Origin of the sequence: Limosilactobacillus albertensis (assembly GCF_014145555.1) — a bacterium.
Classification (GTDB): Bacteria; Bacillota; Bacilli; order Lactobacillales; family Lactobacillaceae; genus Limosilactobacillus; species Limosilactobacillus albertensis.
Map to the genome: position 1 here is coordinate 33,849 of NZ_JACIVD010000053.1, position 25,277 is coordinate 59,125.

The 25,277-nt window shown below is 39.9% G+C and carries 22 protein-coding genes, 6 tRNA genes and 1 rRNA gene; 1 reads left to right on the forward strand and 28 read right to left on the reverse strand.

Translation table 11 applies throughout. From position 1 onward, the window contains the following. Positions 1-26 precede the first annotated feature (26 nt). The 3 genes from H5S41_RS02915 to H5S41_RS02925 form a co-directional block, all read right to left on the reverse strand. Positions 27-1,169 carry a trans-sulfuration enzyme family protein gene (locus H5S41_RS02915; protein WP_182602270.1) on the reverse strand — a complete coding sequence of 381 codons (1,143 nt, stop codon included), beginning with the start codon at positions 1,167-1,169 and terminating at the stop codon, positions 27-29. Between the two features lie 256 nt (positions 1,170-1,425). Then, complete coding sequence (locus tag H5S41_RS02920; protein WP_182602271.1) at positions 1,426-2,292, reverse strand: alpha/beta hydrolase; 867 nt, start codon at positions 2,290-2,292, stop codon at positions 1,426-1,428. Then, positions 2,267-3,016 (reverse strand): 2,3-bisphosphoglycerate-dependent phosphoglycerate mutase, encoded by a 750-nt coding sequence (locus tag H5S41_RS02925; protein WP_182602272.1) that lies wholly within the window; start codon positions 3,014-3,016, stop codon positions 2,267-2,269. The genes H5S41_RS02920 and H5S41_RS02925 overlap by 26 nt, the downstream gene beginning before the upstream one ends. A 151-nt stretch (positions 3,017-3,167) precedes the next feature. On the opposite strand from H5S41_RS02925, the gene H5S41_RS02930 reads away from it, so the two are divergent. Next, complete coding sequence (locus H5S41_RS02930; RefSeq protein ID WP_182602289.1) at positions 3,168-4,937, forward strand: putative glycosyltransferase family protein; 1,770 nt, start codon at positions 3,168-3,170, stop codon at positions 4,935-4,937. Between the two features lie 50 nt (positions 4,938-4,987). Here H5S41_RS02930 and H5S41_RS02935 read toward each other — a convergent pair whose 3' ends face one another. The 25 genes from H5S41_RS02935 to rrf form a co-directional block, all read right to left on the reverse strand. Further along, positions 4,988-5,947 (reverse strand): beta-galactosidase small subunit, encoded by a 960-nt coding sequence (locus H5S41_RS02935; RefSeq protein WP_182602273.1) that lies wholly within the window; start codon positions 5,945-5,947, stop codon positions 4,988-4,990. Beyond that, entirely contained in the window at positions 5,931-7,817 is a 1,887-nt protein-coding gene (locus tag H5S41_RS02940; protein WP_182602274.1) for a glycoside hydrolase family 2 TIM barrel-domain containing protein, read from the reverse strand. Before H5S41_RS02940 ends, H5S41_RS02935 begins: the two co-directional genes overlap by 17 nt. Positions 7,818-7,971: 154 nt before the next feature. Continuing rightward, positions 7,972-8,057 (reverse strand) — tRNA-Leu (locus H5S41_RS02945). Positions 8,058-8,114: 57 nt separating this feature from the next. Further along, positions 8,115-8,567 carry a SprT family protein gene (locus tag H5S41_RS02950; protein ID WP_182602275.1) on the reverse strand — a complete coding sequence of 151 codons (453 nt, stop codon included), beginning with the start codon at positions 8,565-8,567 and terminating at the stop codon, positions 8,115-8,117. Beyond that, a complete protein-coding gene (locus tag H5S41_RS02955; RefSeq protein WP_153710759.1) occupies positions 8,560-10,737 on the reverse strand; it encodes a Tex family protein in 2,178 nt (725 codons plus the stop codon). Before H5S41_RS02955 ends, H5S41_RS02950 begins: the two co-directional genes overlap by 8 nt. A 66-nt stretch (positions 10,738-10,803) precedes the next feature. Further along, positions 10,804-11,631, reverse strand: a complete 828-nt coding sequence (nadE, locus tag H5S41_RS02960; protein ID WP_182602276.1) for an NAD(+) synthase — start codon at positions 11,629-11,631, stop codon at positions 10,804-10,806. A 12-nt stretch (positions 11,632-11,643) separates the two neighbouring features. Beyond that, on the reverse strand, positions 11,644-13,110 hold the full coding sequence (locus H5S41_RS02965; protein ID WP_182598910.1) for a nicotinate phosphoribosyltransferase: 1,467 nt from the start codon (positions 13,108-13,110) through the stop codon (positions 11,644-11,646). A gap of 71 nt (positions 13,111-13,181) precedes the next feature. Further along, complete coding sequence (locus H5S41_RS02970; RefSeq protein WP_182598909.1) at positions 13,182-13,883, reverse strand: GntR family transcriptional regulator; 702 nt, start codon at positions 13,881-13,883, stop codon at positions 13,182-13,184. Between the two features lie 173 nt (positions 13,884-14,056). Then, the gene (locus tag H5S41_RS02975; protein WP_182602277.1) at positions 14,057-14,767 is read right to left on the reverse strand and encodes an aspartate/glutamate racemase family protein; all 711 of its coding nucleotides are present in this window, start codon (positions 14,765-14,767) and stop codon (positions 14,057-14,059) included. A 31-nt stretch (positions 14,768-14,798) separates the two neighbouring features. Beyond that, on the reverse strand, positions 14,799-16,448 hold the full coding sequence (locus H5S41_RS02980) for an aspartate-alanine antiporter-like transporter (protein WP_182602278.1): 1,650 nt from the start codon (positions 16,446-16,448) through the stop codon (positions 14,799-14,801). Positions 16,449-16,537: 89 nt separating this feature from the next. Next, on the reverse strand, positions 16,538-17,938 hold the full coding sequence (locus tag H5S41_RS02985; RefSeq protein WP_182602279.1) for an MFS transporter: 1,401 nt from the start codon (positions 17,936-17,938) through the stop codon (positions 16,538-16,540). Between the two features lie 119 nt (positions 17,939-18,057). Next, positions 18,058-18,702 carry a hypothetical protein gene (locus H5S41_RS02990; RefSeq protein WP_182602280.1) on the reverse strand — a complete coding sequence of 215 codons (645 nt, stop codon included), beginning with the start codon at positions 18,700-18,702 and terminating at the stop codon, positions 18,058-18,060. A 94-nt stretch (positions 18,703-18,796) separates the two neighbouring features. After that, positions 18,797-18,868: transfer RNA gene (locus tag H5S41_RS02995), tRNA-Gln, on the reverse strand. A 10-nt stretch (positions 18,869-18,878) separates the two neighbouring features. Further along, a tRNA-Tyr gene (locus tag H5S41_RS03000) sits at positions 18,879-18,961 on the reverse strand. Positions 18,962-19,052: 91 nt separating this feature from the next. Next, the gene (locus tag H5S41_RS03005; protein WP_182602281.1) at positions 19,053-19,892 is read right to left on the reverse strand and encodes a metallophosphoesterase; all 840 of its coding nucleotides are present in this window, start codon (positions 19,890-19,892) and stop codon (positions 19,053-19,055) included. Positions 19,893-19,956: 64 nt separating this feature from the next. Beyond that, positions 19,957-21,456: a peptide MFS transporter gene (locus tag H5S41_RS03010; RefSeq protein ID WP_182602282.1), complete on the reverse strand. Its 1,500-nt coding sequence runs from the start codon at positions 21,454-21,456 to the stop codon at positions 19,957-19,959. Positions 21,457-21,668: 212 nt separating this feature from the next. After that, the gene (locus H5S41_RS03015; RefSeq protein WP_182602283.1) at positions 21,669-22,367 is read right to left on the reverse strand and encodes a lipocalin/fatty acid-binding family protein; all 699 of its coding nucleotides are present in this window, start codon (positions 22,365-22,367) and stop codon (positions 21,669-21,671) included. Positions 22,368-22,519: 152 nt separating this feature from the next. After that, a complete protein-coding gene (locus H5S41_RS03020; protein ID WP_182598902.1) occupies positions 22,520-22,846 on the reverse strand; it encodes a DMT family transporter in 327 nt (108 codons plus the stop codon). After that, on the reverse strand, positions 22,843-23,271 hold the full coding sequence (locus tag H5S41_RS03025; protein ID WP_182602284.1) for a MarR family winged helix-turn-helix transcriptional regulator: 429 nt from the start codon (positions 23,269-23,271) through the stop codon (positions 22,843-22,845). The genes H5S41_RS03020 and H5S41_RS03025 overlap by 4 nt, the downstream gene beginning before the upstream one ends. A 124-nt stretch (positions 23,272-23,395) precedes the next feature. Beyond that, positions 23,396-23,468, reverse strand: a tRNA-Asn gene (locus tag H5S41_RS03030). Positions 23,469-23,666: 198 nt separating this feature from the next. After that, positions 23,667-24,167, reverse strand: coding sequence for a thiol peroxidase (tpx, locus tag H5S41_RS03035; RefSeq protein WP_182602285.1), 501 nt, complete (start codon positions 24,165-24,167; stop codon positions 23,667-23,669). Positions 24,168-24,423: 256 nt separating this feature from the next. Then, positions 24,424-24,496, reverse strand: a tRNA-Thr gene (locus H5S41_RS03040). 76 nt (positions 24,497-24,572) lie between these two features. Continuing rightward, a complete protein-coding gene (locus H5S41_RS03045) occupies positions 24,573-24,824 on the reverse strand; it encodes a hypothetical protein (RefSeq protein ID WP_182602286.1) in 252 nt (83 codons plus the stop codon). Positions 24,825-25,030: 206 nt separating this feature from the next. Further along, a tRNA-Asn gene (locus H5S41_RS03050) sits at positions 25,031-25,103 on the reverse strand. Positions 25,104-25,108: 5 nt separating this feature from the next. Continuing rightward, positions 25,109-25,225 (reverse strand): 5S ribosomal RNA (rrf, locus tag H5S41_RS03055). Between the last annotated feature and the right edge of the window lie 52 nt (positions 25,226-25,277).

Consider the following 25,277-nt stretch of genomic DNA (forward strand, 5'->3'; position numbering starts at 1 on the left):
AAGTCACTATTCCCCTTCTTTTGTAATTAGTCTAATTTCTTAAGTGCTTGCTGTAAGTCAGCGATAATGTCTTCTGAATCTTCAATCCCAACCGAAAGACGAATCAGTTCATCTTTAATGCCATTTTGTAATCTTATTTCCCGGGGAATAGATCCATGGGTCATTACTGCCGGCACTTCAATCAAACTTTCAATTCCGCCTAAACTTTCCGCAAGGTCAATTAATTGCAAGCTTTCAACAAATTTCTTAGCATCTAATCCGTCCTTTAGTTCAAAGGAGATCATCGCCCCAAAGTTCCGCATCTGCTTAACTGCAACATCATGACCTGGGAAATTCTTTAGTCCTGGGTAATAAATTTTACCGATATGCTCGTCATTTTGAAGGAAATCAATAACCGCCGTCGCATTTTCTTGATGAACCCGCATCCGCGCACCAAGAGTTTTCATTCCCCGTTGTAACAGCCAGCTATCATCAGGACCGAGCGTGCTCCCAATCGAATTTTGCAGGAATGCTAACTGTTCTGCAATCTCATTATCATTAGTAACTGCTAAACCGGCAACAACATCGCTATGTCCGCCCAAATACTTGGTAGCAGAGTGAACAACAATATCTGCCCCTAAGCTTAAAGGCTGTTGATTATAAGGTGTCGCAAACGTATTATCAACAATTGTCTTTACACCATGCTTCTTTGCGATATTAGCAATTTCTTTAATATCAGCAATTTGTAAGAGCGGGTTAGTCGGTGTCTCAAAGTAAATGGCAACAGTATTATCCTGAATTGCATTTTCTACCGCTTCAAGGTCTTGCATGTCAACGACTGTGAATTCAAGGCCAAACCGTTTTAATACCTTATTGATCAATCGGAAGGTTCCCCCGTAAACATCACTGCCAACTACAAAGTGGTCGCCTTGTGAAAACAAAGAGAAAGTAGCGTGAATAGCGGCTGAGCCAGATGCAAATGCAAAACCGGCTGTTCCATGTTCTAATTCAGCGATTAACTTTTCAAGTGATGCCCGCGTTGGGTTACCAGTACGAGAATATTCCCATTTAGGTTCGCCGCCTAATACATGCTGATGAAACGTCGATGAGCGATAAATTGGGGTTGAAACAGCACCAGTTGTTGGATCTTCGCTATTACCACCATGAATTAACTGTGTATTGAATTTCATAATATCTATCTCCTTTTGAATACAAAAAAGGCACAAACTCAAGAAATACTTACTTGAATTTGCGCCTTATGCATTTTATTCCCGATTATGTTAGCAGTTACTCAACTAAAAGTAAGCACGCCAAACAGTGGGTCGCATAAGACGCTATCCACAACAACAAACAGTAGCGTTAACGTATTGATTGTTAAACATGACGTGTTCCTCCTAACTTAGTATATCAAGATCATAACTTATAAAAAATAAGTTGTCAATAGAATTATTTAAATTGATCATCAAGAAATTTTTGAACGGTATTATAAATGGTTGGACTCCAGAAGTCGCGTTCATGGTTAGCACCCTTAACCCGATAAGCCTCAACCGAATTTCCATTATCCTGCAAACGCATATACATTTCTTCCATTTGTTCATAGGGGACAACCTTGTCTGCATCTCCATGGAACAAGAGGAATGGCGGATAATTTTGACCATCCTTTACCTGGTAAAGCGGGCTCATTTGTTTCTCAATTTCTGACCATTTTGATACATCTGAACCCAATAGGCAATACTGTAATAATTTATTTCCGGGAACATTTGAATCATATTCAAACGTCTTTTCAACATCCATTGGTGCAAAACAGCTAACGACTGCATCGACCGCATCAGACTGGTCTTGATAAAGGTCCACCTTGTAGCGAGGATCATCACCACTTAAGCCAACTAACATTGCTGCATTAGCACCAGATGATGTCCCCCAGATTGCAACTTTTTGCGGATCAATAGCATATTTCTTTGCATTTGTCCGTAAGAACCGGATCGCAGTTTTAACATCTTGTAAAAATGCAGGGAATGGATGTCCTTCAATTGAACTACGGTGCTGAACAGTTGCTACAATATATCCTGCTTTAACGAACTGGACTAGCTGAGGAATTTCTTCTCCCAACGTTGGTGTTCGCCAAGAGCTTCCCTGAACAAATACAATTAATGGGCGTGGTTCCGTCTGATATTGCTTGGGAAAACGCTGCGTCCATGGTGTCAAAATTGACAAATGCAATGCTTCACCATCCATCGCACCGTAAACCACATTTTCGATCAAACGTACTTGTCCGCTTAAAGTTGGATTATTTGCTAATTCGTGTACTGTCATTAATTTCACCATCCATTGTTATAAAAGTCTTTTTAACGACATTAAGGCGGTCATCAAAACGATATAAAATCGGCTTACCATTCGGAACTTCCACTTTGTCAATATTATCATCTGAAATGCCATCTAAGTATTTAATCAATGCCCGCAAAGAACTTCCGTGAGCAACAATCAATTGATTATGACCATCAATCAATCGCGGTGCAATACTATCTTCCCAGTATGGTAAAAGCCGTTGCAAGGTCATTTCTAGGCTCTCACTAAGCGGAATTTTTACTCCTAAACGGTCATACCGTCGATCATGCTGCCGTTCTTTTAATTGAGGCGGCAAATCTTTAAATCCGCGGCGCCATTTATGAAGCTGTTCGGCACCAATTTCTTTTTTCACTTCAGCCTTGTTTCGTCCACTTAAAGCGCCGTAATGTCGTTCATTCAATCGCCAGGTTTTATGGATTGGAATGTACAATTGATTAATTTCTTCTAAGATAATATTAGTTGTCATAATCGCCCGTTGCATATATGAAGTATGGGCATCACTAAATTGAATATTTAGTTTTTGTAATTCCTTACCTACTAATTCACCTTGTTCAATTCCTTTAGGGGTCAACGGAACATCAGTCCAGCCGGTAAAAATATTATCACGGTTGGCTTGACTTTGCCCATGACGCACAATTACTAATTCTGCCATTTTTTCACTCCCCTTTGCCACTATCTTATAATAGCGCATTTTAATGGTGCTTAACAATTAAACAGAGCGAAATACTTTCCCTAGTAAGACGATTGTTTCCCCTTTCTGTTTTCTGCCGTATAATTATTAAAGTAAGTATCAGATGAAAGGAATTATAAAGCTTAGGCGGATAAGCTTTAATACTCAATACATGAAATCTAAAATTGTTAATCTAATCAATTGGGGGCTGCCATATTGTGCTATCGTTGCAATGGCATACTTGATTATGTTTCCTCAGTTTGTATCTCATGGTGTCATTTTAGGAACCGATTCCATTTTTCATTTCAATCGCTTTTATGATGCAGCAAAACAAATTCAGCAATTCAATTTCAGTTATTTCCAAAGTAATTACTGTTTTCAACAAAGCGGGCGGATTATCAATGCTGTTTATGGTCCCCTTTTTGCCTACTTAAACGGAGCTATTCTCGGGATTGTCGGAACCTGGTACCAATATCAAATTGTCACAACCTTTATCGTATATATCCTTGGCGGAATCGGAATGTACCAACTTGGGATTCGTGTTCGTAGTAATCATACCATTGCCGTTCTTTGCGCCTTGATTTATATGAATATCGGCTGGCTGCCACGGTGGGAACTGGCGCAAAATATGAATGCATGGGGAGCTGCCCTTGCACCGTATATGGTAATTTGCGGAATACGGATGATTCAAGACCATCAACGCCCCGTTAATTGGCTCCAATTAACGACGCTGATGACGGTCATCATTCAAATTCATATGCTCAGTTCGTTATTCTTTGTTATTACCCTAATACCATTTTTTATTATCGGGTTAATCCTAACTATTGACCGAAAAAAGATGTGGCGGGAAACCTTAAAAGCCGTCGGAGGAACCATTATACTAACGGCTAACGTTTGGGGCGCGTTACTAATGCTTAACCTGCATAATAATATCGCACATCCGGCAGACTTTAGCTTAGCAGATAACGTCCTACGCCCATCGATGTTCAGTAGTACTCGTGATTACCTAATTTACGCAATGTGGATCTTATTCAGCCTACAACTGATTTATGTTTTAGCCACATTCAAAAAGTCACTTACTAACACTGTCCTAACCATTCTAGGTAGTCTTATTCTTATTTTAAGTTCATCCCTCATCCCTTGGAATGCCCTTCAAAATATAGTCCCTGCATTAGGTCACACTTTGCAATTCCCTAATCGTTTGACCATTATTGCATACCCGCTGTTGCTTGCTGGTGTCGGAATCAGTGCAACGACCCTTGGAAAAAAGGCGCACAAAATTGGCCTTAGCAATCAACTAACTACTGGAATCCTATTATTAATGGTTTTTCTAGTCTTCACACCGACAACAATCGATGTTTATAAACGCGCAGCCCGTTACGATTCGGAAATTGTTCTCAATAGTTTCAGCGCAATCACCCGGGTAAGTGAAGATAAGGCCGCCCTCCGTCATTCGGTTCACGACCTTTATCCTGGACAACTACTGACGATGGTTGAAAAGCGAAGTCCGGATTATCTCCCCATTCCAAAGAAATATATGAATCAGAAATATGTGCGTTCCTATGCTTACGAGGGACAAATTATTAATGAGGCGCATAAATACAACCATACAGTTTTACCGCATGGCGGGCTTCAATTAACCTGGAATGCTGACAAGACTGGTAAGGTTCGTTTGCCAATTATTACCTACAAGGAATCCTTTTTAACGGTTAATGGTCAACGTTTAAAACACTATCAACGCTCATCAGTTGGTGCACCCTATATCCATCAACGGAAAGGGAAAAATACCGCGACCCTCTACTTTAAGCAACCAGGCTGGTTTACTGCTTTATTGGCAATTTCACTGCTTGGGCTTAGCATTCTTACTATCTATGGTTTCTATTATTTCTGTACGCACTTCAAGAAATATTTTGGCCGGATTATGACAAGAGAGTTTAATTAAAAAAGTGTAGCTGAGAGAAAGAATCCTTTCAGTTACACTTTTTTATATCTTTACTTTGCATTCAACACAAATGAAAATTCAATATCCTGATCTGCTGGAATATGGTATTGTTCCTCAACATCAGCACCCCAGCTATCAATTCCCCCGACACCACGAACAGCACCGGCGATAACCAAGACTGTCCGTCGTGCAAGCGGTAGTTCCTCAATATGAGTAGCATTTTCCAATTCCTCAGCTGTATATGGAAGACAACTGAAAGCAAATGGACGATCAGTTTGCTTAATCTTTAAGCTAAACGGTTCATTTGAATGATCCGCGTTATTTTGCGTCGTATTCCGCGTAATTGTTAAATTATTCGTTTCCATATGCATTCCATTTTCCTGCGGTACTAAATATTTAGTTACCGGTAGCCCATCGACATGGAAGACTCCTTTTTTTGCTCCAGCCATTCGGTCAGGGTAAGTTTCGCCAGACAGTCCTTGATAATCAAAACCAGTCGCCACCGTTGGCATAACAAAACGCATTCCTACTACGGGTAACCCCGGTAAGTCTTTATGCCCTTGATAATGCATGGTTACCTTGATTTCACCGTTTGCCATCACTTCATAGGCCACACTTGTCGTCGTTGATGGAACAGTCAATGTTTCAAACGTATACTCAATCTTAACATTCGTAGCAAATACCGAATCGCTAAATTCATTGGTTATCGGGGCAATCGGTAATTCATCAAATTCCTGGCCGTCAACAGTCAGCTTAATTCCAACACACTTATGAAATGCATCAGCAGCAAGCCATTGCGCAGACCGAATGTTAAAGCCGTTTCCGCGGTCATTATCAGTTGTTGCGCGCCAAAATGTCGGCATTGGTTCACGATATAGCCACTCTTTACCATTTAGCTTAAGCGATTCAAGTCCGCCACGTTCATAACTGAAAATGTAATGAAAATCTTCACTGCTAAGTCCTAATGTGCCATCACCATATATCACGCGTAATTTATTTGTGTAAGCCATAGTAATATCTTACCTCCTGCATTGCTGGCTTTGGTGTCCGATCAGCAAACATTAAGCCATCTCCTGAGAACTCGTAATCTGAGTGACGATCATCAAAATCACCACCATAACGCATTACTTCTTGACCACTTACGGGATCCTTAACAAGGAGTGCCTGGTCAATGAAGTCCCAAATAAAGCCGCCAAAGTATTGTGGATATTTGTCAAGCAATGCAATATATGAACCCATTCCACCATCAGAATTGCCCATGTCATGCATATATTCACATTCCATAAATGGCTTATCAGGATTATTCTTCAGGTATTCTTCAACCTCTTTAGGCGGCAAGTACATCCAACTTTCAACATCCGAAATCCGCTCACGATATTCAGGAGTATGACAAACACCTTCATAGTGGACAAGGCGGCTATCATCATGTTCCTTATAGAATTCGTTCATTTTGACAACATTATCGCCAGCGTATGATTCATTACCCAGTGACCAGAATAAAATCGATGGGTGATTCTTGAATGTTTCATAGTTAGTCCGTGCCCGATCAACTACTACTTCACGCCATTGCGGAACTGAACCAGGAACATTGTATGATGGCTCAATTGCACCCATCTTTTGCCAAGTAGCATGAGATTCCAAGTTGTTTTCAGCCATCATGTAAATTCCATTATCATCACAAAGGTAATACCAAGGAATCTGATCAGGATAGTGACATGTTCGCACGGCGTTAATATTATTTTCCTTAAATGTCTTAATATCGCTCGTCATATCATCCATCGTAATCGCCCGACCACGTTTAGCGTTCCACTCATGGCGGTTTACACCATTAATAATTAGCCGCTTTCCGTTTAATAGCACGACATGATCTTGATTAACTTCAATCCGTCGAAAACCAAAACGATACGGAACAAGTTCAAGTAACTTTCCTTCATCATCGCGAATTTCTACTAATAGTTGATAAAGGTACGGATCATGGTTATCCCACAAGTGGATATTCTCCAAAAACTGGTCCTGAACCTTTACCGTTGGGGCAACAGGATGGGTTTCATTAACGAGGATATTTCCATCACTATCAACTACCCGAATATTAACATTGCCCGTTTTCTCACCTTGGAGCTGGAGGTCAACGTTAAAAATACCATCCTGATAATTATCAGTAACAGTTGGCCGAATATTAAGATCTTCAACATGAACAAGGGGCTGAGCTAATAAGTTCACACTTCGGAAGATCCCCGAAAAGCGGAACATATCTTGGTCCTCAATCCACGAGGCAGTACTATGCTTGAAAACTTCTACTGCTAAAACATTAGCTTCATCCTGAATATAAGGGGTCAAATCAAATTCGGACGGGGTAAAGCTATCCTCAGCGTAGCCAATAAAGTGCCCATTAAGCCATAAGTAAATTGCCCGCTCTACACCATCAAAACGAATCCGGATTTGTTTACCACGCAAGGCAGGGTCAAGATCAAACCGTTTCAAGTACGCGCCGACGGTATTATCATCACCATCGCTAAAAGATCCTTCTTGAGAATCATCGGGACTAAGAGCATATGCAGGTCGCCGATAGATTTTCCCTTCCCATGGGATTAAGGTATTAATATAGTTGTTCTGGGCATAGTTATTTAATTCAATTTCGCTTGGTACTTCAATCGTATCAAAGCTGCTACTGTCATAATCCTTGGCATAAAATTCACTTACCCGCTCACGAGGATTTTTAGCGAACTTAAATTGCCATTTTCCATCTAAACTCTGCACAAACCTGCTATCATCACGACGCCATTCATCATAATCACCATAGTAATAGTGGTCACTATGTGCTGCTAGTTGATTAACCCGAAACGTTTCCGGATCATCAAGCCATTTGATATTTGCATCCATCGATAAGTCCCTCCTCGTTACTAACTACAACATCTAAAGTATAGCGCTTTCATTAACGAGATAGCAAGCTAAGAAGTAAAATTTAAGTAAAGTTTATTAATAAAAATTTAAAATAAAAAAGCTCCGAGTATACATACTCAGAGCTTTTTTATAGTGCGGCCGAGAGGACTTGAACCTCCACGGTCATAATCGACCATAAGATCCTTAATCTTACGCGTCTGCCAGTTCCGCCACGGCCGCATATCAACCAACGAATATTATTATAGCAAGATACCTATTCGTTGGCAACAACTTTTTTTAATTTTTTAAAATAAAATGGTGTCCACACCGTCGGCAAACATAACGGTGGGTGTTAAAACGCCGTTGTCGCGCTATTTCAACGCCGCAACCTGTACAAATATAATGCCATTTTCGCTTAACATTACGTTTTGCTTTGCTGGTAGGCGGTGCATATCGTGATCCGCCGACTTGCGCTAACAGCGTCTTAAACGCCTGGCTTCGATGATGATAATCCATTCCGAGCAAATGTAAATGGTAATGACATAATTCATGAAGGACGACTTGCCGAAGATTATTGAGGTCAAATTCAGTGTACATTAACGGATTAATATCAATATGGTGGTCACTTAAATGATAACGCCCACCTGTTGTTTTCAAGCGCTTATTAAAAAATACCTTGTGCACAAAATCGCGCCCAAAGTATTTTTGCGACCATTGTTCGGTCAAGCGTTGTAATTCCGCATTAGTCATTTGCGACCGTCTCCGGTTCAATCATGGTTAATTGAATTCGCTGGCGTTTCAAATCTACATCATCAATCCACACGTCCACAATATCACCAACTGCGACAATTGCCCGTGGATCACGAATAAATTGCTTACTCATCTTTGAAACATGAACTAATCCATCATGCTTAACACCAATATCAACAAAGGCACCAAAATCGACAACATTACGGACCGTTCCTTGAAGTTTCATTCCTGGTTGAAGGTCTTCAATTGTCATTACATCATGACGCAATAATGGTGCCGGCATCGAGTCACGGAGGTCACGCCCCGGCTTTTGCAAAGATGAAATAATATCATTAACCGTTTCTGTCCCTACTTGGTCATCAGTAAATTGATTAATATCAAGTGCTTTTAACTTCTTTTCAGCAGCGGGTGTTCCCAGATCATTGATATCAATTCCTGCTGCCTCCATGATTTTCTGCGCAACTTGGTAACTTTCCGGATGGACATCGGTATTATCTAATGGGTTTTCACCGTCGATAATCCGTAAGAAGCCAACCGATTGCTGGTAAGCTTTAGGTCCTAAACGAGGAACCTGCTTTAATTGCGTACGGTTAGTATAGCGGCCATTTTCGTCCCGGTAAGTAACGATATTTTTGGCAATTGTCTTATTTAGTCCCGAGATTCGCGTTAATAGTTGGTAACTAGCAGTATTGAGGTTAACTCCGACACGGTTTACAGCTCGTTCAACAATTGTCTCTAATTCGCCGCTTAATTCTTTCTTCGGTAAATCATGTTGATACTGGCCAACCCCTACCGCTTGTGGGTCAATTTTTACCAATTCTGCTAACGGATCCTGTAGTCGTCGGCCGATGCTAATTGCACTCCGCTGTTCAACATGAAGGTCCGGAAATTCATCCCGTGCTTCCTTACTTGCCGAATAGACAGAGGCCCCTGCTTCATTCACAATTACGTAATAGATTGGACGCTCAATCTTTTTTAGCGCTTCAGCTACAAATTGTTCTGACTCACGACTGGCCGTTCCGTTACCAATGGCGATCATTTCAACATGGTACTTTTCTAGTAAGTCAATAAATTCACCCTCTGCAGCTGCCCGTTGTTTTTCTGGAGCTGGTTTGTGCGGGTAAATAACGGCTTTAGTTAAAAACTTGCCATTTTCATCAAGGACGGCTAACTTACAACCAGTACGGTAGGCAGGGTCAAATCCTAACACAACTTTCCCCTTAATTGGCGCTTGCATCAATAAATGGTAAAGGTTTTCACCAAAGACCTTTATTGCTTGTTCATCTGCACCTTCTGTTAATTGCCGCCGTAATTCACGTTCGATTGCTGGGCCTAAGAACCGCTTATAGGCATCCTGGTAGGCTTCTTCAATAAATTCAGTAGCATCATTTTGCTTTTGCGTCCTTATAAGGCGGAAATGAAGGTAATTCATTATTGGTGCCTCATCAACTGTTATTTTTACATTGAGGATTCCCTCTTTTTCACCACGATTAAAAGCAAGAATCTGGTATGAATTTAACTTTTGCACTGAACTTGAAAATTCATAGTATTGCTTATAGGTTCCTAGTTCATCCTTTTCTTCCCCGTCGCGCTTTACGCTGGTTTCTAATTGACCATGCTGGGCTGTATAATTTCGTAACCATCCCCGAACTGTTGCCATTTCGCTAATCGCTTCTGCAAGGATCTCATGCGCCCCCGCTAATGCACTCTCAGCATCTGGTACATCCTCATTGATAAATTCTTGGGCCTTAGTTGTTAAATCATCGTCTGGATACGATAACAACCAATTTGCTAACGGTGCAAGTCCATGTTGTCGTGCTTGCTGAGCCTTCGTTTGCCGCTTTTGCTTATATGGCAAATAAAGGTCCTCTACTTCTTGTAATTCAGTTGCATTATTAATTTGTTTTTCCAGAGCAGGAGTTAGTTTGCCAAGCTCTTTAATTTTATTGATGACCGTTGCTTGACGTTCGCGTAATGTAGTTACACGGTGATATTCATCCCGAATAGCCTGTAGTTGAACTTCATCAAGCGTTCCCGTCATTTCTTTACGGTAGCGGGCAATAAAAGGAATAGTATTTCCTTCGTCCATTAATCCGAGGGCTGCTTTAATTTGTTGCGGGCGAATATCAGGTAATTGTTTGCTAACAAGTTGAAGTGTTTCCTCTTCCATTTTCATCCTCCTAAAAATTGAGGAGACTGAGTTGCGTCCCAGCCTCCTCATGTTAATTAATTCTTATTATTTCCACCATGTATCATAAGGAGCAATTGGTAAATGACGTTTATGCTGTGTTCGACGATACCAGCTTTCAATCTTTTCTGCTGCTTCTGTTGAAACCGCACGTCCTTCTAAAAAGTCATCAATTTCTTCATAGCGGACACCAAGTGCTTCTTCATCTGGCCGCATTGGCTTATCTTCCTCAAGATCTGCTGTCGGTGTCTTGTCATAAAGCTTAGCCGGTGCATTTAAGGATTTTAAAAGAGCCTTCCCTTGACGCTTATCCAGTCCGGCAAGCGGCGTTATATCCGCACCGCCATCACCAAATTTAGTATAGAAACCAGTTACCGCTTCTGCTGCATGATCGGTTCCCACAACTGCGCCGCCATTTTGACCAGCGATTGCGTATTGGACAATCATCCGTTCACGAGCCTTGATATTGCCCTTATTAAAATCACTAATTACCGCGCCAGCCGCAGTTAATGAGTTAACCATTGCATCAGTGGCGGCTTTAATATTAACACGCATCATTTTATCGGGCTTAATAAAATCATTAATTGCGGACATCGCATCTGACTCATCAGCCTGTTCACCGTAAGGAAGACGGACTGCAATAAATTGGTAGTCAGCATTTCCGGTCTCTTTACGTAATTTTTCCACTGCCAATTGAGAAAGGCGTCCAGCTAATGTTGAATCCTGTCCCCCAGAAATTCCCAATACCAACGTCTTCATGTTAGTAGTTTGGAGAAAATCACATAAGAATTGAACCCGCTTGTCAATCTCAGCTTCAGGATCAATTTGCGCATTAACTCCCAATGCGTTAATTATTTCTTCTTGACACTTTCGCACTGTTTCTTACCTCTATTTATTCAATGATTTAACATATTCGTGAACTTGATGGATTAGTTTTAATTTATTGTCATAACATTTCTGCGATAAGTCCACTGGATATACTTCCGGATTTAAGTCCCGCTTGTATTCATCCCACAACGCATTCAAACTCTCAAAGCGGTGTTGGCGGCTTTCTTCTAGTGTTGGTTCATCATAAACAAACTTACCGTCTTGCCAAATAGGTTTTAACATTGGACGCGCGGTAAAGTCTTCAACATCTTTTTGCTGAAGAGGGAAGTTCGGATTAAACATATTAAGTGATTTTTCCTTACGCGGATCTTCATCTACTAAAGTAATGTAATCCCCTTCGCTCTTTCGGTCAGCACGGTCATTAATCCGCCATACCTGCTTTTTACCAGGAGTTGACATTTTTCCAACATTATTAGAGAGCTTAATAGTGTCAACAAGGTTACCATTTTCATCTTCAATAGCAACCAGTTTATATACTGCCCCTAAAGTGGGTTGATCATAAGCAGTAATTAACTTAGTACCAATTCCCCAAGTATCAATCTTAGCTCCTTGCATTTGGAGATTCTGGATTGTTTTTTCGTCTAAACCATTGGATGCAATAATCTTAGCATCAGGGAATCCGGCATCATCAAGCATTTTACGGACCTTCTTGGACAAGTAGGCCATATCGCCACTATCAATGCGGACACCAATAAAGTTAATCTTATCACCAAATTCCTTTGCAACCTTAATGGCATTAGGAACCCCGCTCTTCAAAGTGTCAAAAGTGTCAACAAGGAAGACACAGTTATGGTGCGTCTCCGCATATGCTTTAAAAGCATCATAGTCATTCATATATACCTGCACTAGGGCATGGGCATGCGTTCCCGAAATAGGAATGCCAAACAACTTACCCGCACGAACATTGCTAGTTGCATCAAAGCCGCCAATGTAGGCTGCCCGCGTTCCCCATAAAGCTGCATCCAGCTCTTGTGCTCGACGTGAACCAAACTCCATTACGATTTGGTTGCCAACGATGGACTTAATCCGTGAAGCCTTTGTTGCCACCATAATTTGATAATTAAGAATATTTAAAATAGCAGTTTCTATTAACTGTCCTTCGATGATTGGTGCATCAACTTGAATAATAGGCTCATGATTAAATACAAGGTCTCCTTCTTCAAAGCTATTGATTGAACCAGTAAATTTAAAATCACGTAAATATTCTAAGAAGTCATCATCAAATTGATTGGTGGATTTCAAGTATTCAATATCGCTATCAGTAAAACGCAATTGCTTTACATAACGAATAATGTGATCTAAGCCGGCAAAAACAGCATACCCATTATTAAATGGCATTTTACGAAAAAAGGCTTCAAAAACAGCACGACGGTTCCCCATCCCCTTTTTCCAGTAAGTCTGCATCATACTTAATTCATATGCATCGGTATGGAGGGTAAGGCTATCGTCCGGATAATCAAATTTCATTAGTATAGTTCCTCTCAAAAGTAGTATTGTTAATCAGTATTGTAACACGGATTATTAATAAACCTTAAAATTTACTTTTCAAAAACAAACTCAAACCGCGAGCCAACATATTGAGTGTGAACATACTCAAATGGTCGTCCGTCTTGGAGATATGACAATTGAGTCATCCGCAAAAGGGCATCTCCTCGTTTGATCTGTAAGTAACTAGCAATTTTTTCAGTTGCCTTTGTTGCTGAAATATGCTGAATAGCATGTCCCGGATAAAGGTTCGCTTTTTCTTCTAAGGTCCGATAAAAAGATGTGGTAATTTCTTCTTTGCTAAACTGTTGGACAAGGCTGGCTGGTACGGTTGCAATTTCATAACAAATCGGTACCTCATTACCATAGCGTACTCGTTCCATTCGCAGAACCTGCTCGTCAGGCCCTAATTTCAGCTTCTCCACTTCTGTTTGTGATGGAATGGTTAAGTGATAGGAAATCGTCTTGCTAGCTGCTTTTTTGCCCATGGCATCCATCAATTCAGTAAAACTTGTCACCCCTGACATTTTTTCCTGAACTTTCCGGTTAGCAACAAATGTTCCTGAACCAACACGGCGTTCAAGAATCCCCTCGTCAACTAATGCCTGAATTGCTTGCCGCAAGGTCATCCGACTGACGCTAAAGTCATTAGCAAGCTCACGTTCAGCCGGAATTTTCTCACCAACTTTCCACTTGCCATCTTCAATATTTTTTCTTAATTGATTATGAATTTGAATATAGACAGGTGAACTCATTTCTCTTTCCTCCTTACGCCATTGTTTGTTAAACATTGCGTATGCTATATATTTTACATCATTCTAACAGCCTAGACCAATTTACTGAAATACTTTCATTGGATTAACAAAAATTAGGAACCATTGAGAAGTCATTTTCTCTGGTTCCTAATTTTAATCGTTAATATTTAATGTTACTTTTGGCGTAATTTTAATGCCCGTTCAAGTGAGCGATCGACAATGATTGACTGTGAATCGGCAACCGGATACTCGGTTTCTGGATCCATCTCTTCTGCAAAGGACAATTCGGTACAACCCAGAATTACCACATCTGCTCCTTGTTCTTCAATCATTTTACGGACCAACTCATGATATTTTTTACCGTCAGAATGACCCGCTTCTTTAATATCATGGTAAATTAAGTCTTCCGTCATCTCTGCAATTTCAGGTGTCGGTTTAATCTCTTCATAACCGGCAGCTTTGATATATGGGTCATATAAATTAGCGGCTAATGTCCCTTCCGTTGCTAAGAGACCAACCTTTTTTGCATCTGGTTTAATCTTTTTTATCTCATCAACAGTTGCTTGCAGCATATTTAAGATTGGAATTTCCGTTGCTGCCTGTAACTTATCAAAGGAGTAGTGAGCCGTATTACAAATTAATACGAAGAATGCAGGATTCAAAAGGCTCTGCTGTTTAATATCCTCAATCAGGGCCTCATTAGGATCCGGCTGACTATGGTCGAGAATCCAGGTGGTTCGATCGGGAACCGTTGCATGGTTAACAACTAAATAATTCAAATAATCCTGATCACGGTGAATCGGCGTTCTCTTATCTAACAGACGTACATAACTCTCCGTTGCTAACGTACCCATTCCGCCTAAAATTGTAAAAAATTGTTGCATTTTAATCTGCACGCCCTTTCTTAGCGATAGCCTATGATAATAGCGCCACAAAGATCGGCCCTAATAACGTAATTCCAATATTACCAACTACAAAAGCTGGAGTAAAGGCCGCAGCATAATATGCTCCTCCTTCCGGTCCTGCTTTTTGCGAAATTTCATTCATCGCCGCTGCAATCGTCCCCGAGCCCGTCAATGCGCCAATCAAGGCCAACGGTTCCATCTTTAACACGTATCGGCCAAAAAATAGCGTTAAGAGATGCGGCATAATTGATATGATGGCACCAATAACCAACACCCCAACGCCCAGCGACTTAATTGCACTCGTAAAGGCTTGTGCTGATTGGAGGCCAACAGTCCCAACAAAAAGAGTTAACCCAAAACTCTGTAAAAAACTCGTTACTGTTTCTGGAATAGATTTGCGGTCGCGATGGCGTTCGATCCATGAACTTAGAATTAAGCCCATGATTAAAGCGGCCGTCCCATTGCCTAGTTGTAAAGGAATACTGTTTAATTTTATCCCGATAATCCCTAAAAGGGAAGCACAACCAATTCCTAAAGAAAATAAGGAATAATTCATTGTTGTATCAGCAGCCTTCCACCGGCCCATCATTTTCAAAATTGACTTGGTACGAGAAGTATTACCGGTTAAGGAAATAACATCCCCTGGACGGAGCTGATTAATCAACTGCTGATTCCCGCTAATCGGATCCTGGATATTGATAAAGACCCCGTGTTGCCGTAAAATAGCCAACTCACTGGGCTTAAATGATTTTCCCAATACAAATTCACGCTCACGGGGAGCATTGGTCGGCGTTAATACTTCTGTTAATCCTGGAACCCGCATGAGACGGTCAAAGTGAACTGCATAGCCAATAACCGTTAATAAGTCTCCTGCCTGAAGCCGGTATTCCAAATGGTCAGTCATTTTACCATTATGGAAGGCTGCCAACCCAATAATCCGGTAGTTTGAACGCTTATTAAATTCTTCCAGTCTCTTACCGACAAGTGGTGATTCAACAGCGATTTGATAGGTCCGCCGCCATGTAGGGTTAGGATTCTTGGCATGAAAGTGGTAGCGTTCAGCCATTCGCGGCCCTTGCTCGGCAATTGAAATCCCTAAAATCTTAGGAGCTAGATCCCTTAAGAAAATAATTACCCCTAAAGTACCAAAAACATACGTTAGGGCATACGCAACAGGTAACTGGGCTTCATAGGTTGCCTTAACGCTTTGGCTTACCGGCAGTGATCCAATTGTCTGTAATGAGCTTGCAACTGTAGCTGATTGCGTCAGCGAACCCGAAATAATCCCCGCCGCAATTCCAGGACCAATCTTAAAGGCGGTAAATAAACTCCAGCCAGCAAAAAAGGCTACCAACATCCAAAAGATACTAGCAACTAAAATCCGGACCCCAAATAACTTTAAACTTACTAACAATTGTGGTCCAATCCGATAGCCCACTGAAAACATAAAAGCCCCGAAGAAAATTGTGCCAAGCATTTCATTACGCGGAAATGCACCAATCTGCCCCACAATCAAAGTAACGATTAGTGTTCCAACTGTTGCTCCAATATTAAATTTCCCCGCAATTTTGTAGTTGCCGATTAGAAAACCAATGGCTAAACAAATAAATAACGTGAAAACTTGGTTGCTCACCATAAAGTGAACGATAGAATGTATCATTTTATCTTATAGTCGCTTTCTTTAAAAACTTATCCAACTAGCATTAATCATGCCACATTATTGCATTGTTACTAGGTTAATTCAACCACCTATTTAGAAACACTTTGCTTATTTTGTTGCAAACGATAATTAGTAACCACTGTTAATAAGGTAATGATTGCTAAAACACCTAATAGGATGAAATCAAACCGTCCCCCTGCATAAGTACGTCCCAGCAATGACCCGTCATTACCCTTTTGGAACAAGGCAATTGTTGAGGCCAAAAGACTGGTACCGAGTGATCCTGCAAATTGCTGAACCATGTTGAAAATCGAATTTACATCCGGTGCATTTTGCGGCTGAACAAGCATTGATGCATTTGAAATCGTATTAGAAAAGGCAAAATTAAAACCTATTCGTAAAACAACAAAGAAAAGCGTTATTAGCAATGGTGTTAAATGGCGCTGAAAAATACTAAAGCACCCTGTCCCAATAACTAGCAAGATTCCACCGATAGTCACTGGTGTCGCAAATCCAAGGCGATCGGCTAAACTTCCTGCTACCGGTGAAATAAAAGCACCAATTAATGAACCGGGAAGTAAGATAAGTCCCGCGACAATCGCAGATGAATGTAAAACATATTGAACATAGATAGGAATAACTAACGAAATCCCAATATTAATAAATTGCAAATTAAAATAAGTGATAGTCGATAGCCTTAATGGAACAACCTTAAACACCTTTAAGTCAAATAACTCCGATTTACCATGATTATTAATATAAATAAAAGCGCCAAAGAAAAGGATTGCAACCAATAATAAGAGCCAAAACTGGTATCCAAACCCTTGCTTCCCAATTGACGACACCGCACTAATTATGCCAATAAGGGCAATTGCCAGGGTAATTAGACTCCCATAACTAAACGTTTTATCATTACCAAGGGGCTTATTGCGGATAAACAGCTGACCGCATATAAGACTAATCAAGACAATTGGGAGTAAAATCCAAAAAATCATCCGCCACGATAACATCTCAGAAACGACACCGCCATATGTTGGACCAAGAGCCGGGGCAAATGAAATCACCATTGCTGCCATCCCGGTCATCATCCCAATTCGTTCGCGCGGAATTTCCGTAAAAATTAAATGAAACATGATTGGGGTTGCTAAGCCAGTCGCAATTGCTTGAATTAATCTTCCTGCTAATAAAATAGGAAAATTGCCAGTTAAAGCACACATCAAATCACCAATGATAAAAAAAGAAACTGCAAATAAGTGCAACCAGCGTGCTTGGTACTGACGCAATAGGTAGGCCGTCGTCCCCATTGTAATTGTAACCATTAGTAAATAACCAGTCGTAATCCACTGAATAACATCAAGCGATACGTCAAACTGTGACGATAATTCTGGATAAGTAACATTCATCGACGTTTCATTCAAAATTCCGATAAACGTCAGCAATGCAAGCGATCCAATTGCTAGGTAGATACGCGAATAATTTTTTTGTGCCATTGCTTTCCTCGTCCTCCTTCAAATTAAAATAAAAAAAGAGCTATGGTGATAAACACTCCACCGCAGCTCCGCAATAACGATTTAATTCTACCAAGGAAATAGAAAAAAAGTCAACGTTCTTATTTTGCTTTCAATGACCTTAGCCATTCCTTTGTCTCTTTATCTAATTCAGGTGCGATTTCAAAATCAAAAGGGGCCAATAAAAGACGGACCTTTGCCCATTCGATTGTTTGATCATGGTAAATCGTTGTCAGCATCATCGCCATTACCTGTTCCTTTTTATTTTGGGCTATTTCAGGCTGATTAATGAATGTAATTGCCGTAATCTTTTTTGCTAACAATTCTGCAATTAAATCTTTTAACTTCTGAACTGAAATCTCCCGCCTAATTCGCAACCGCTTCTTTAACGGGACAGCAGGTAGTTCCTTTTTTAGGAAACTTTGAAGCAAATCCCATTCTTCTAAAATTACGGGATAAAATTGCCAGGGGACCCGTGCATTAAGGCTTATTAATAGGTTAGGAATAATTTCATTAAGGTCACCGTCATTAACTTGCAAAGCATCACAAATTTCAATCAAAAACCGTTGAATTGTCTCGCGTGATGAAGGCTGAACTCGTTTCTTAGCAGTTAAAGCAAAACGAACAACAAGGAAATCAGTTAATTGTCCATCATCAATCGTTCCACCAGTTACCCCACGTTTTATCTTAAAATTATTTAGTTGTTTGGTTTGCGTACTTTTTGCAAAGTGACCCTGTTTAGGCATTGACTATCATTCCCTTTTCCCACATATCTTAATAAAACTTTGGACTAGAAAAGGCTAAGAAAAACAAACGTTTTTCTTAGCCTTTCAATAACAGTTGGGCTAGCTGGATTCGAACCAGCGCATGACGGTACCAAAAACCGTTGCCTTACCGCTTGGCTATAGCCCAATAATAAAGATGGAGGAGGGTGGATTCGAACCGCCGAACCCGAAGGAACGGTTTTACAGACCGTCGCGTTTAACCAGACTTCGCTACTCCTCCAAGAAGTTGCTTGATTAAATAATTCGTATCAATCAACGTTTATTATAATAACTAATTTCCAATCCTTTTGCAAGCATTTTTTATGATTTTTTCAAAAAAGTTCTAAGTCCTTAATATATAATCGCTCGATCCATTGATTTAACAGGCTTTTTCGCTTCCATTGGCCATTACTTTTTCGCCAAACACCCACTGCTTGGTTGCGATAATTGACATTTCCCACCGTAATCAGGGGTTGAGCATAATGAAGATGGCCATAAAAAACTTCCTTTACCTCTGGAAACTCGGCTATCAAGTCGCCAAGATGTTTACTTCCCATCATTGCCATTGTCATTTCCCACATACGCTGCCGATGCGGGGACTCGATAATCGGCTGCGGTAAAGCCGCCTTAATTGGTACAAAATGGGTCATAAAGATAACACGTTTTTGCGCTATCCGTGCCTCCGTCAATGCCCCTTTGACTTCCTGTAAAACACCTTCCATTCGGCGCTGGTCACTCATTGGTTGTGTAATTGTTCGATCAACCCAATACGCGTGTTTCCAACGGGCTACTTCATCCGCTCGGCCCTCATATGTTGAAAATGAATAATCATACCAACCGTTATTACCGATAATCCGCCAATTCGTTCTCGGAATATCCACATAACGATTATGGAAATACAAATCATCTTGAAAGCTTTCTAACTGCTCATATGAAATGTTTTTTAACATATCATGATTACCGGCAAGATAGTAGCTCTTAGTATATGGCAATCGTGACTGTAGCTCTGTAAAATATGCCCTCGTTTGATTAAAATCATTAAATGCATCCCCGACAAAAAAGTAATAATCAATTTTCTGTTCAGTTAAATAACTCGCCTGTTGGGTAATAAACCGGTCAATATTCGCATGGTTCAAATCTAAATGAAGGTCGCTGCTCACTGCAATTTTCATAATTTACCTCATTTACTAAAAAAAGAGATTAAGATTCACTCTCAACCTCTTAAATATATAAAATTTATTCTACTCCGTCCATTAAAGAATGGATCTTCTTAACAAACAAGCAAAGAATCAATCCGAAGACGATACTTACTGCCCCGATGATTAAGAAGTATGGAACTTCGGTAGCAGATGAGTAGTACTTAACAATCTGTGCATTAACCGCTTGTCCAGCAGCATCTGCTAAGAACCACATACTCATCATTTGCGACTTAAACGCGTTTGGTGCAAGCTTAGTGGTTACGGAAAGACCAATTGGTGAAATCAGCATTTCGGCAATTTCAACGATAAACCATGAACCAACTAACCAGAATGGGCTAACCCGGCCAGCAGTTGTCCCGTGAATCATTGCTGGAAGAGCCATCCAAACATAGGAAAGCCCCGCAATGACTAACCCGGCAGCAAACTTACCAGGAGCACTTGGTTGCTTTTTCCAGTGATCCCAAAGTGCAACGAAGAATGGTGTTAAGATCATGATGAATAATGGGTTTAAAGTCTGGAAGTTAGCAGCAGCAAAGTGCCAGCCGCCAATGTGTAAGACCGTACGTTGTTCCGCGAAAAGAGCTAAAACAACAGACCCAGATTCTTCAATTGCCCAGAAGATTGCAGCAGCGATGAAAAGCGGAATGTAAGCAACAACCCGTGATCTTTCTTCTTTTGTAACTTTCTTAGAATTCAACATCATTACAAAGTAGTAGATTGGCAATGCAATAGCAATAATCGTAATCAATGTAATAATGTTATTGATATTTAACTGACCCATTGCAGCAAGTAATCCAAGAATAATTACCAAAGCAACTACTCCTACTACTGACCAGATAATTACTGGCCGTAAGCTTTCTTTATCAATTGGGTCCTCGGCATATAAACTATCTTTTGAAAGATACTTACGGCCGTCGACAACGTATTGAACTAAACCAAAGAACATACCGATAGCAGCTAGTGAGAAACCAGCATGGAAGTTCATTTCACCATGGAAGAGGTTTAAGCCAAAACCGTTAGCAGCCCACGGCACAGCCCACGGAGCAACCGCAGCCCCTAAGTTAATACCGAAAACAAACATACTAAAACCGGAGTCACGTCGACGATCTTCAGGACTGTATAAGCCCCCAACCATTTCTGAAACGTTTGGTTTTAATAACCCGGTACCAATAACAATCAAAGCAATTGATACGTAAAGTGCTGATACGCCAAACGGTAATGACAAGGCAATGTGTCCAAACATAATAAGAACACCACCAATGAAAACCGTTCGCCGCGATCCCCATACTCGATCGGATAGCCATCCCCCAACAACACTGGCTAGGTAAACTAATGAACCATAAATTGACATAATTGATGCTGCGGTAGCTTGGTCCATTCCCAAACCACCCTTAGTAACAGCATAGTACATATAGAATAAAAGGATAGCCCGCATTCCGTAGTAACTAAACCGTTCCCACATTTCAGTGAAGAACAATGTTGACAATCCACGTGGTTGTCCGAAGAAGGAGGTATCCAAATTCCTTTGTTTACTCATAAAATTCCTCCAAATAATTACACTTTTCAACTAGCAAAACGTTAATTGAATACATATTCTAAACATTAAAAAAATCTAACAATAAAATTCAGAATAGTATTATTATAAACGTGTTTCAAAAACTCGTCAATTAAATAATAAGTTTTTGATGAGAAGGAAAGCGGATATATGAGGATTTATCCTTTATTTACTTAAGTTTAAAATTAAGAAAATTAATTTGACGAAGTGTCATTATCAATTACGGGACGCGGATAAACCTTCCCATTTCGAACAATCGCATATTCAGTTCCATTATCATCAACAAATGCCCATCCCTCATCCGGCTCGGACAGGTCAGTAGTTGCTTTCAAGCCGTCAATCTTGCTCGTATCTTTATGATGGTCACTGGCCCACTTTTTCAAGACTGCCCGGGCATGGGTTGACGACTCCTTAGGCTGGACACTCTTAGTTGTCACTGACCCATTATTTTTAGTGTGCTGTTCCTTTAAGAAATTATCAATGTCAAAGTCACCATGAACTCGCTTAAACGACTGGTTAGGCCATTCATTATTGCCCACTAGGCTTAAGTTATCTTCATTTAATTGCGCATCAATTGGCGTATCATAATCACTATCATTTAAGTTAATGATGTAATTGTTTTTTTCTTTTTTCCAGGTTAATTGGTCATGAATATCTGCCTTGGTAGGATTTGCCATTACGTATGTTCCCGTACCATCCGAATTAAGCGTAATTGCTGCGCCATCTGCATCGTCACGATAGGAGCCAACGATCTGTGCTTCTTGTTTCTTTACTGACGAAATTTGGGAACTGCTACTCTTGCTGTTTGCATTAGACTCATTACCACAACCACTAACACAAATGCCAAGCGTAAATATGCTTGTCGCTAATAATATTGCCTTTTTGAATTGCATTATTAACCCTCCGTTCTCCAAAATATATACCAGTCTAACTATAATTCAGTATATTATTATTACATATTTTATACAATTTTTTTGATAACAAGAGGGTGATAAGAGAAAACAAGAACCAGAATAAGAAATTTTCTCACACAGATTCTCGCATTTTAATGGGTACTTCCAAAAAGGTTGACAACAATTACACCAGCAATAATTAAAACCAAGCCAAGCATATGAACCGGCTGCATCGCTTCATGCCAAATTAGGACTCCGATAAGCGACGTTAAGACAATTCCTGCTCCTGACCAAACTGCATAGGCAACATTAAGGCCCATTCCTTGCTTAAGGGCGAAGGAAAGAGCTATAAAACAAACTCCATAAAATAATAGGCTTAAAACGCCAATCCCTAGTCTGCTAAAGCCATCTGATACTTTTAGGAGGGTTGTTCCGACTACTTCACCAATAATTGCTATTGCTAAATAAAGGTAACTCATTTTTTCACCTGTTCTTCCATTTTTTCAATCAATTCTGCATTAATCTTATTTAATTGTTTAAATTTTTCTATGCCGACTTGTTCTAATGCCCGTTCTTCAATCATATGGACCGCTTGTAAAATCTTTCCCGCCCATTTTTGTCCTGCAGGTGTCAACGTAATTACCCGGCTACGTTTATCAACGGGATTAGTCTTTAAGACCATCATTTCCTGCTGCGTTAATTTTTGTACCATTGAACTTATTGTTTGTTTAGACAGCCCAGTATCCAGTACCAGTTGTCGATTAGTCGCATAAAACTTGTGACTCTCTAATGCTAACAACATCGATAACTCACCAAACGTTATGTCATTAGCCACTGCCATCTGTTGGTAAATCCGATTAAATGACTGCCAGTCACGTTCATACTGCCTAATAGCGTTCTCCATTTAATTTCACCTCGTACTCTATGATTTTATTTGTCGTCTATTTCAATATAGCATATAGTCCTATTTCAGACAATTTATTTTAAAAATAAAAAAGATGCTAGTCAGCAACTAACATCTTTATAAACTCCGGCAGTCAGACTCGAACTGACGACAACCTGATTAACAGTCAGGTGCTCTACCAACTGAGCTATGCCGGAATAACTCATCAACATAAAATATTATATCATGTCGACAAGTCATTGCAAACAATTATTTTAAATTTTATTTACCAAAATTATTAATTACCCGGAAACAGATAAAAGGCTCATTACCATTTTCTTCTAAATAAAGCGGATAATTGTCTTGTAACCTGTCCCGCTACACTTTAATGTAATGAAGTCCAGTTTTTTAATCTTTTACTTTTTTAATAGCCCTTTTAATGCTGCAATTGCCTGGTCATATTTCGGCTCATTAACTAATTCATCAACAATTTCTCGATAAACAACTTTACCTTCTTTATCAAGAATCCAAACAGACCGCGCTAAAATTCCTTCATCTGGAATCAGTAATTTTGATTCATAGCCAAACGATTCCTCTGCATCAGAAACTAGTTGCATTTTCTTAACGCCTTCAGCAGCACACCATTTTTGTTGATCAGTAATGGTATTAGTCGAAATAGTTAAAAAGTTAACCTCGTCAAACTCGTCCATTGTTGAATTAAAGTGTTTAGTCTGAATGCTGCATACCGGTGTATTAATATCAGGAACCACACTTAATAAGGTAACTTTACCAAGTAGCTCTTTCATTTTAATCTTATTGTTATCCTTATCAAAAACCTTAAAGTGAGGAAATTCGTCGCCTATTGCTGGCGGATTACCAACTAATTGATGCTTTTCACCGTTGATTGTGATTTCCATTTAGCTACACTCCTTTTTGAAATCAAGTTATGTTTAGTATAACAAAATATAACTAAAAATCATTATTAATAGGCTTCTTCCCTCACGCTTAAAATAGTAATTAGTGGTGGCGGCAAGCATTTTAACCACTAACTTAATTTTTATTTACTTAATCTAATCCCGTCTCCGTCATTAATTGCATAAAAAATAACCTTTGATATTTATGGAAAAAATGCCATTATATCAAAGGTTATTAATCTCTAGTAAAGTTTAATTATGCCGACAAGAGGAGTCGAACCTCCGACCTTCTCTTTACGAGGGAGATGCTCTACCAGCTGAGCTATGTCGGCAAATCAATCAACGTGTACTATTATATCATGCTAATTAGTTAGTGAAAATACCTAATTTAAATTAAACTACATTCTTCTAATTAAATTGGAACCATAGAATTAAAGCATCAACAATAATTCCTAACATAATATACAAAATACCAAAGCGTTTATGATTTTTTGAAATATAATTATCCTTATTCTTTTTCCCGAGTACTTGCCCGTACAAAAGCTGATAATATTTAGCATTTCCTTTATATATTTGCCACCCTAAATATACCAGTAATAAACCAATTCCCATTCCAAAAAGAAACGCCACTATCATTGTATTAGCCCTTCCTTTCATCATTATCTATTAATAATCTCCCAAGCACGAACGGCTACTATTCACTAAGATAACATTAACTAATTTTTAGTATATAAAAGTTAATGCAACCATGTCTAGCCTCTTGCCACTGTTTGCAAGGGTAACTTCGGTCTGATAATTATGTTCAGAATATTAAGCAATGAAAAAAGAAGTATCAGTTACTTGAACTGATACTTCTTAGCTAATAACTCCGGCAGTCAGACTCGAACTGACGACAACCTGATTAACAGTCAGGTGCTCTACCAACTGAGCTATGCCGGAATAATGCGTGGCAACGTCCTATCCTCGCAGGGAGCGATCCCCCAACTACTTTCGGTGTGTTGAAGCTTAACTTCTGTGTTCGGCATGGGTACAGGTGTATCCTTCAAGCCATCATCACCACACTCTTTGTCCTTTCGGACGAGAGCTTGTGCTCTCAAAACTAAATCCTATCCC

Coding starts and splice junctions, on each gene's coding strand:
- H5S41_RS02935 (WP_182602273.1), bottom strand. CDS start 5,947: ATGGCTTACACAAATAAATTACGCGTGATATATGGTGATGGCACATTA.
- H5S41_RS02990 (WP_182602280.1), bottom strand. CDS start 18,702: ATGCCTAAACAGGGTCACTTTGCAAAAAGTACGCAAACCAAACAACTA.
- H5S41_RS02985 (WP_182602279.1), bottom strand. CDS start 17,938: ATGGCACAAAAAAATTATTCGCGTATCTACCTAGCAATTGGATCGCTT.
- H5S41_RS03005 (WP_182602281.1), bottom strand. CDS start 19,892: ATGAAAATTGCAGTGAGCAGCGACCTTCATTTAGATTTGAACCATGCG.
- H5S41_RS02970 (WP_182598909.1), bottom strand. CDS start 13,883: ATGAGTTCACCTGTCTATATTCAAATTCATAATCAATTAAGAAAAAAT.
- H5S41_RS03025 (WP_182602284.1), bottom strand. CDS start 23,271: ATGGAGAACGCTATTAGGCAGTATGAACGTGACTGGCAGTCATTTAAT.
- H5S41_RS02940 (WP_182602274.1), bottom strand. CDS start 7,817: ATGGATGCAAATATCAAATGGCTTGATGATCCGGAAACGTTTCGGGTT.
- tpx (WP_182602285.1), bottom strand. CDS start 24,167: ATGGAAATCACAATCAACGGTGAAAAGCATCAATTAGTTGGTAATCCG.
- H5S41_RS02920 (WP_182602271.1), bottom strand. CDS start 2,292: ATGACAGTACACGAATTAGCAAATAATCCAACTTTAAGCGGACAAGTA.
- H5S41_RS02955 (WP_153710759.1), bottom strand. CDS start 10,737: ATGGAAGAGGAAACACTTCAACTTGTTAGCAAACAATTACCTGATATT.
- H5S41_RS03020 (WP_182598902.1), bottom strand. CDS start 22,846: ATGAGTTACCTTTATTTAGCAATAGCAATTATTGGTGAAGTAGTCGGA.
- H5S41_RS02965 (WP_182598910.1), bottom strand. CDS start 13,110: ATGAAATTTGATTATCCGGACGATAGCCTTACCCTCCATACCGATGCA.
- H5S41_RS02980 (WP_182602278.1), bottom strand. CDS start 16,448: ATGATACATTCTATCGTTCACTTTATGGTGAGCAACCAAGTTTTCACG.
- H5S41_RS02930 (WP_182602289.1), top strand. CDS start 3,168: ATGAAATCTAAAATTGTTAATCTAATCAATTGGGGGCTGCCATATTGT.
- H5S41_RS02925 (WP_182602272.1), bottom strand. CDS start 3,016: ATGCGCTATTATAAGATAGTGGCAAAGGGGAGTGAAAAAATGGCAGAA.
- H5S41_RS02950 (WP_182602275.1), bottom strand. CDS start 8,567: ATGACTAATGCGGAATTACAACGCTTGACCGAACAATGGTCGCAAAAA.
- H5S41_RS03010 (WP_182602282.1), bottom strand. CDS start 21,456: ATGAGTAAACAAAGGAATTTGGATACCTCCTTCTTCGGACAACCACGT.
- H5S41_RS02975 (WP_182602277.1), bottom strand. CDS start 14,767: ATGCAACAATTTTTTACAATTTTAGGCGGAATGGGTACGTTAGCAACG.
- H5S41_RS03015 (WP_182602283.1), bottom strand. CDS start 22,367: ATGCAATTCAAAAAGGCAATATTATTAGCGACAAGCATATTTACGCTT.
- H5S41_RS02915 (WP_182602270.1), bottom strand. CDS start 1,169: ATGAAATTCAATACACAGTTAATTCATGGTGGTAATAGCGAAGATCCA.
- H5S41_RS03045 (WP_182602286.1), bottom strand. CDS start 24,824: ATGATGAAAGGAAGGGCTAATACAATGATAGTGGCGTTTCTTTTTGGA.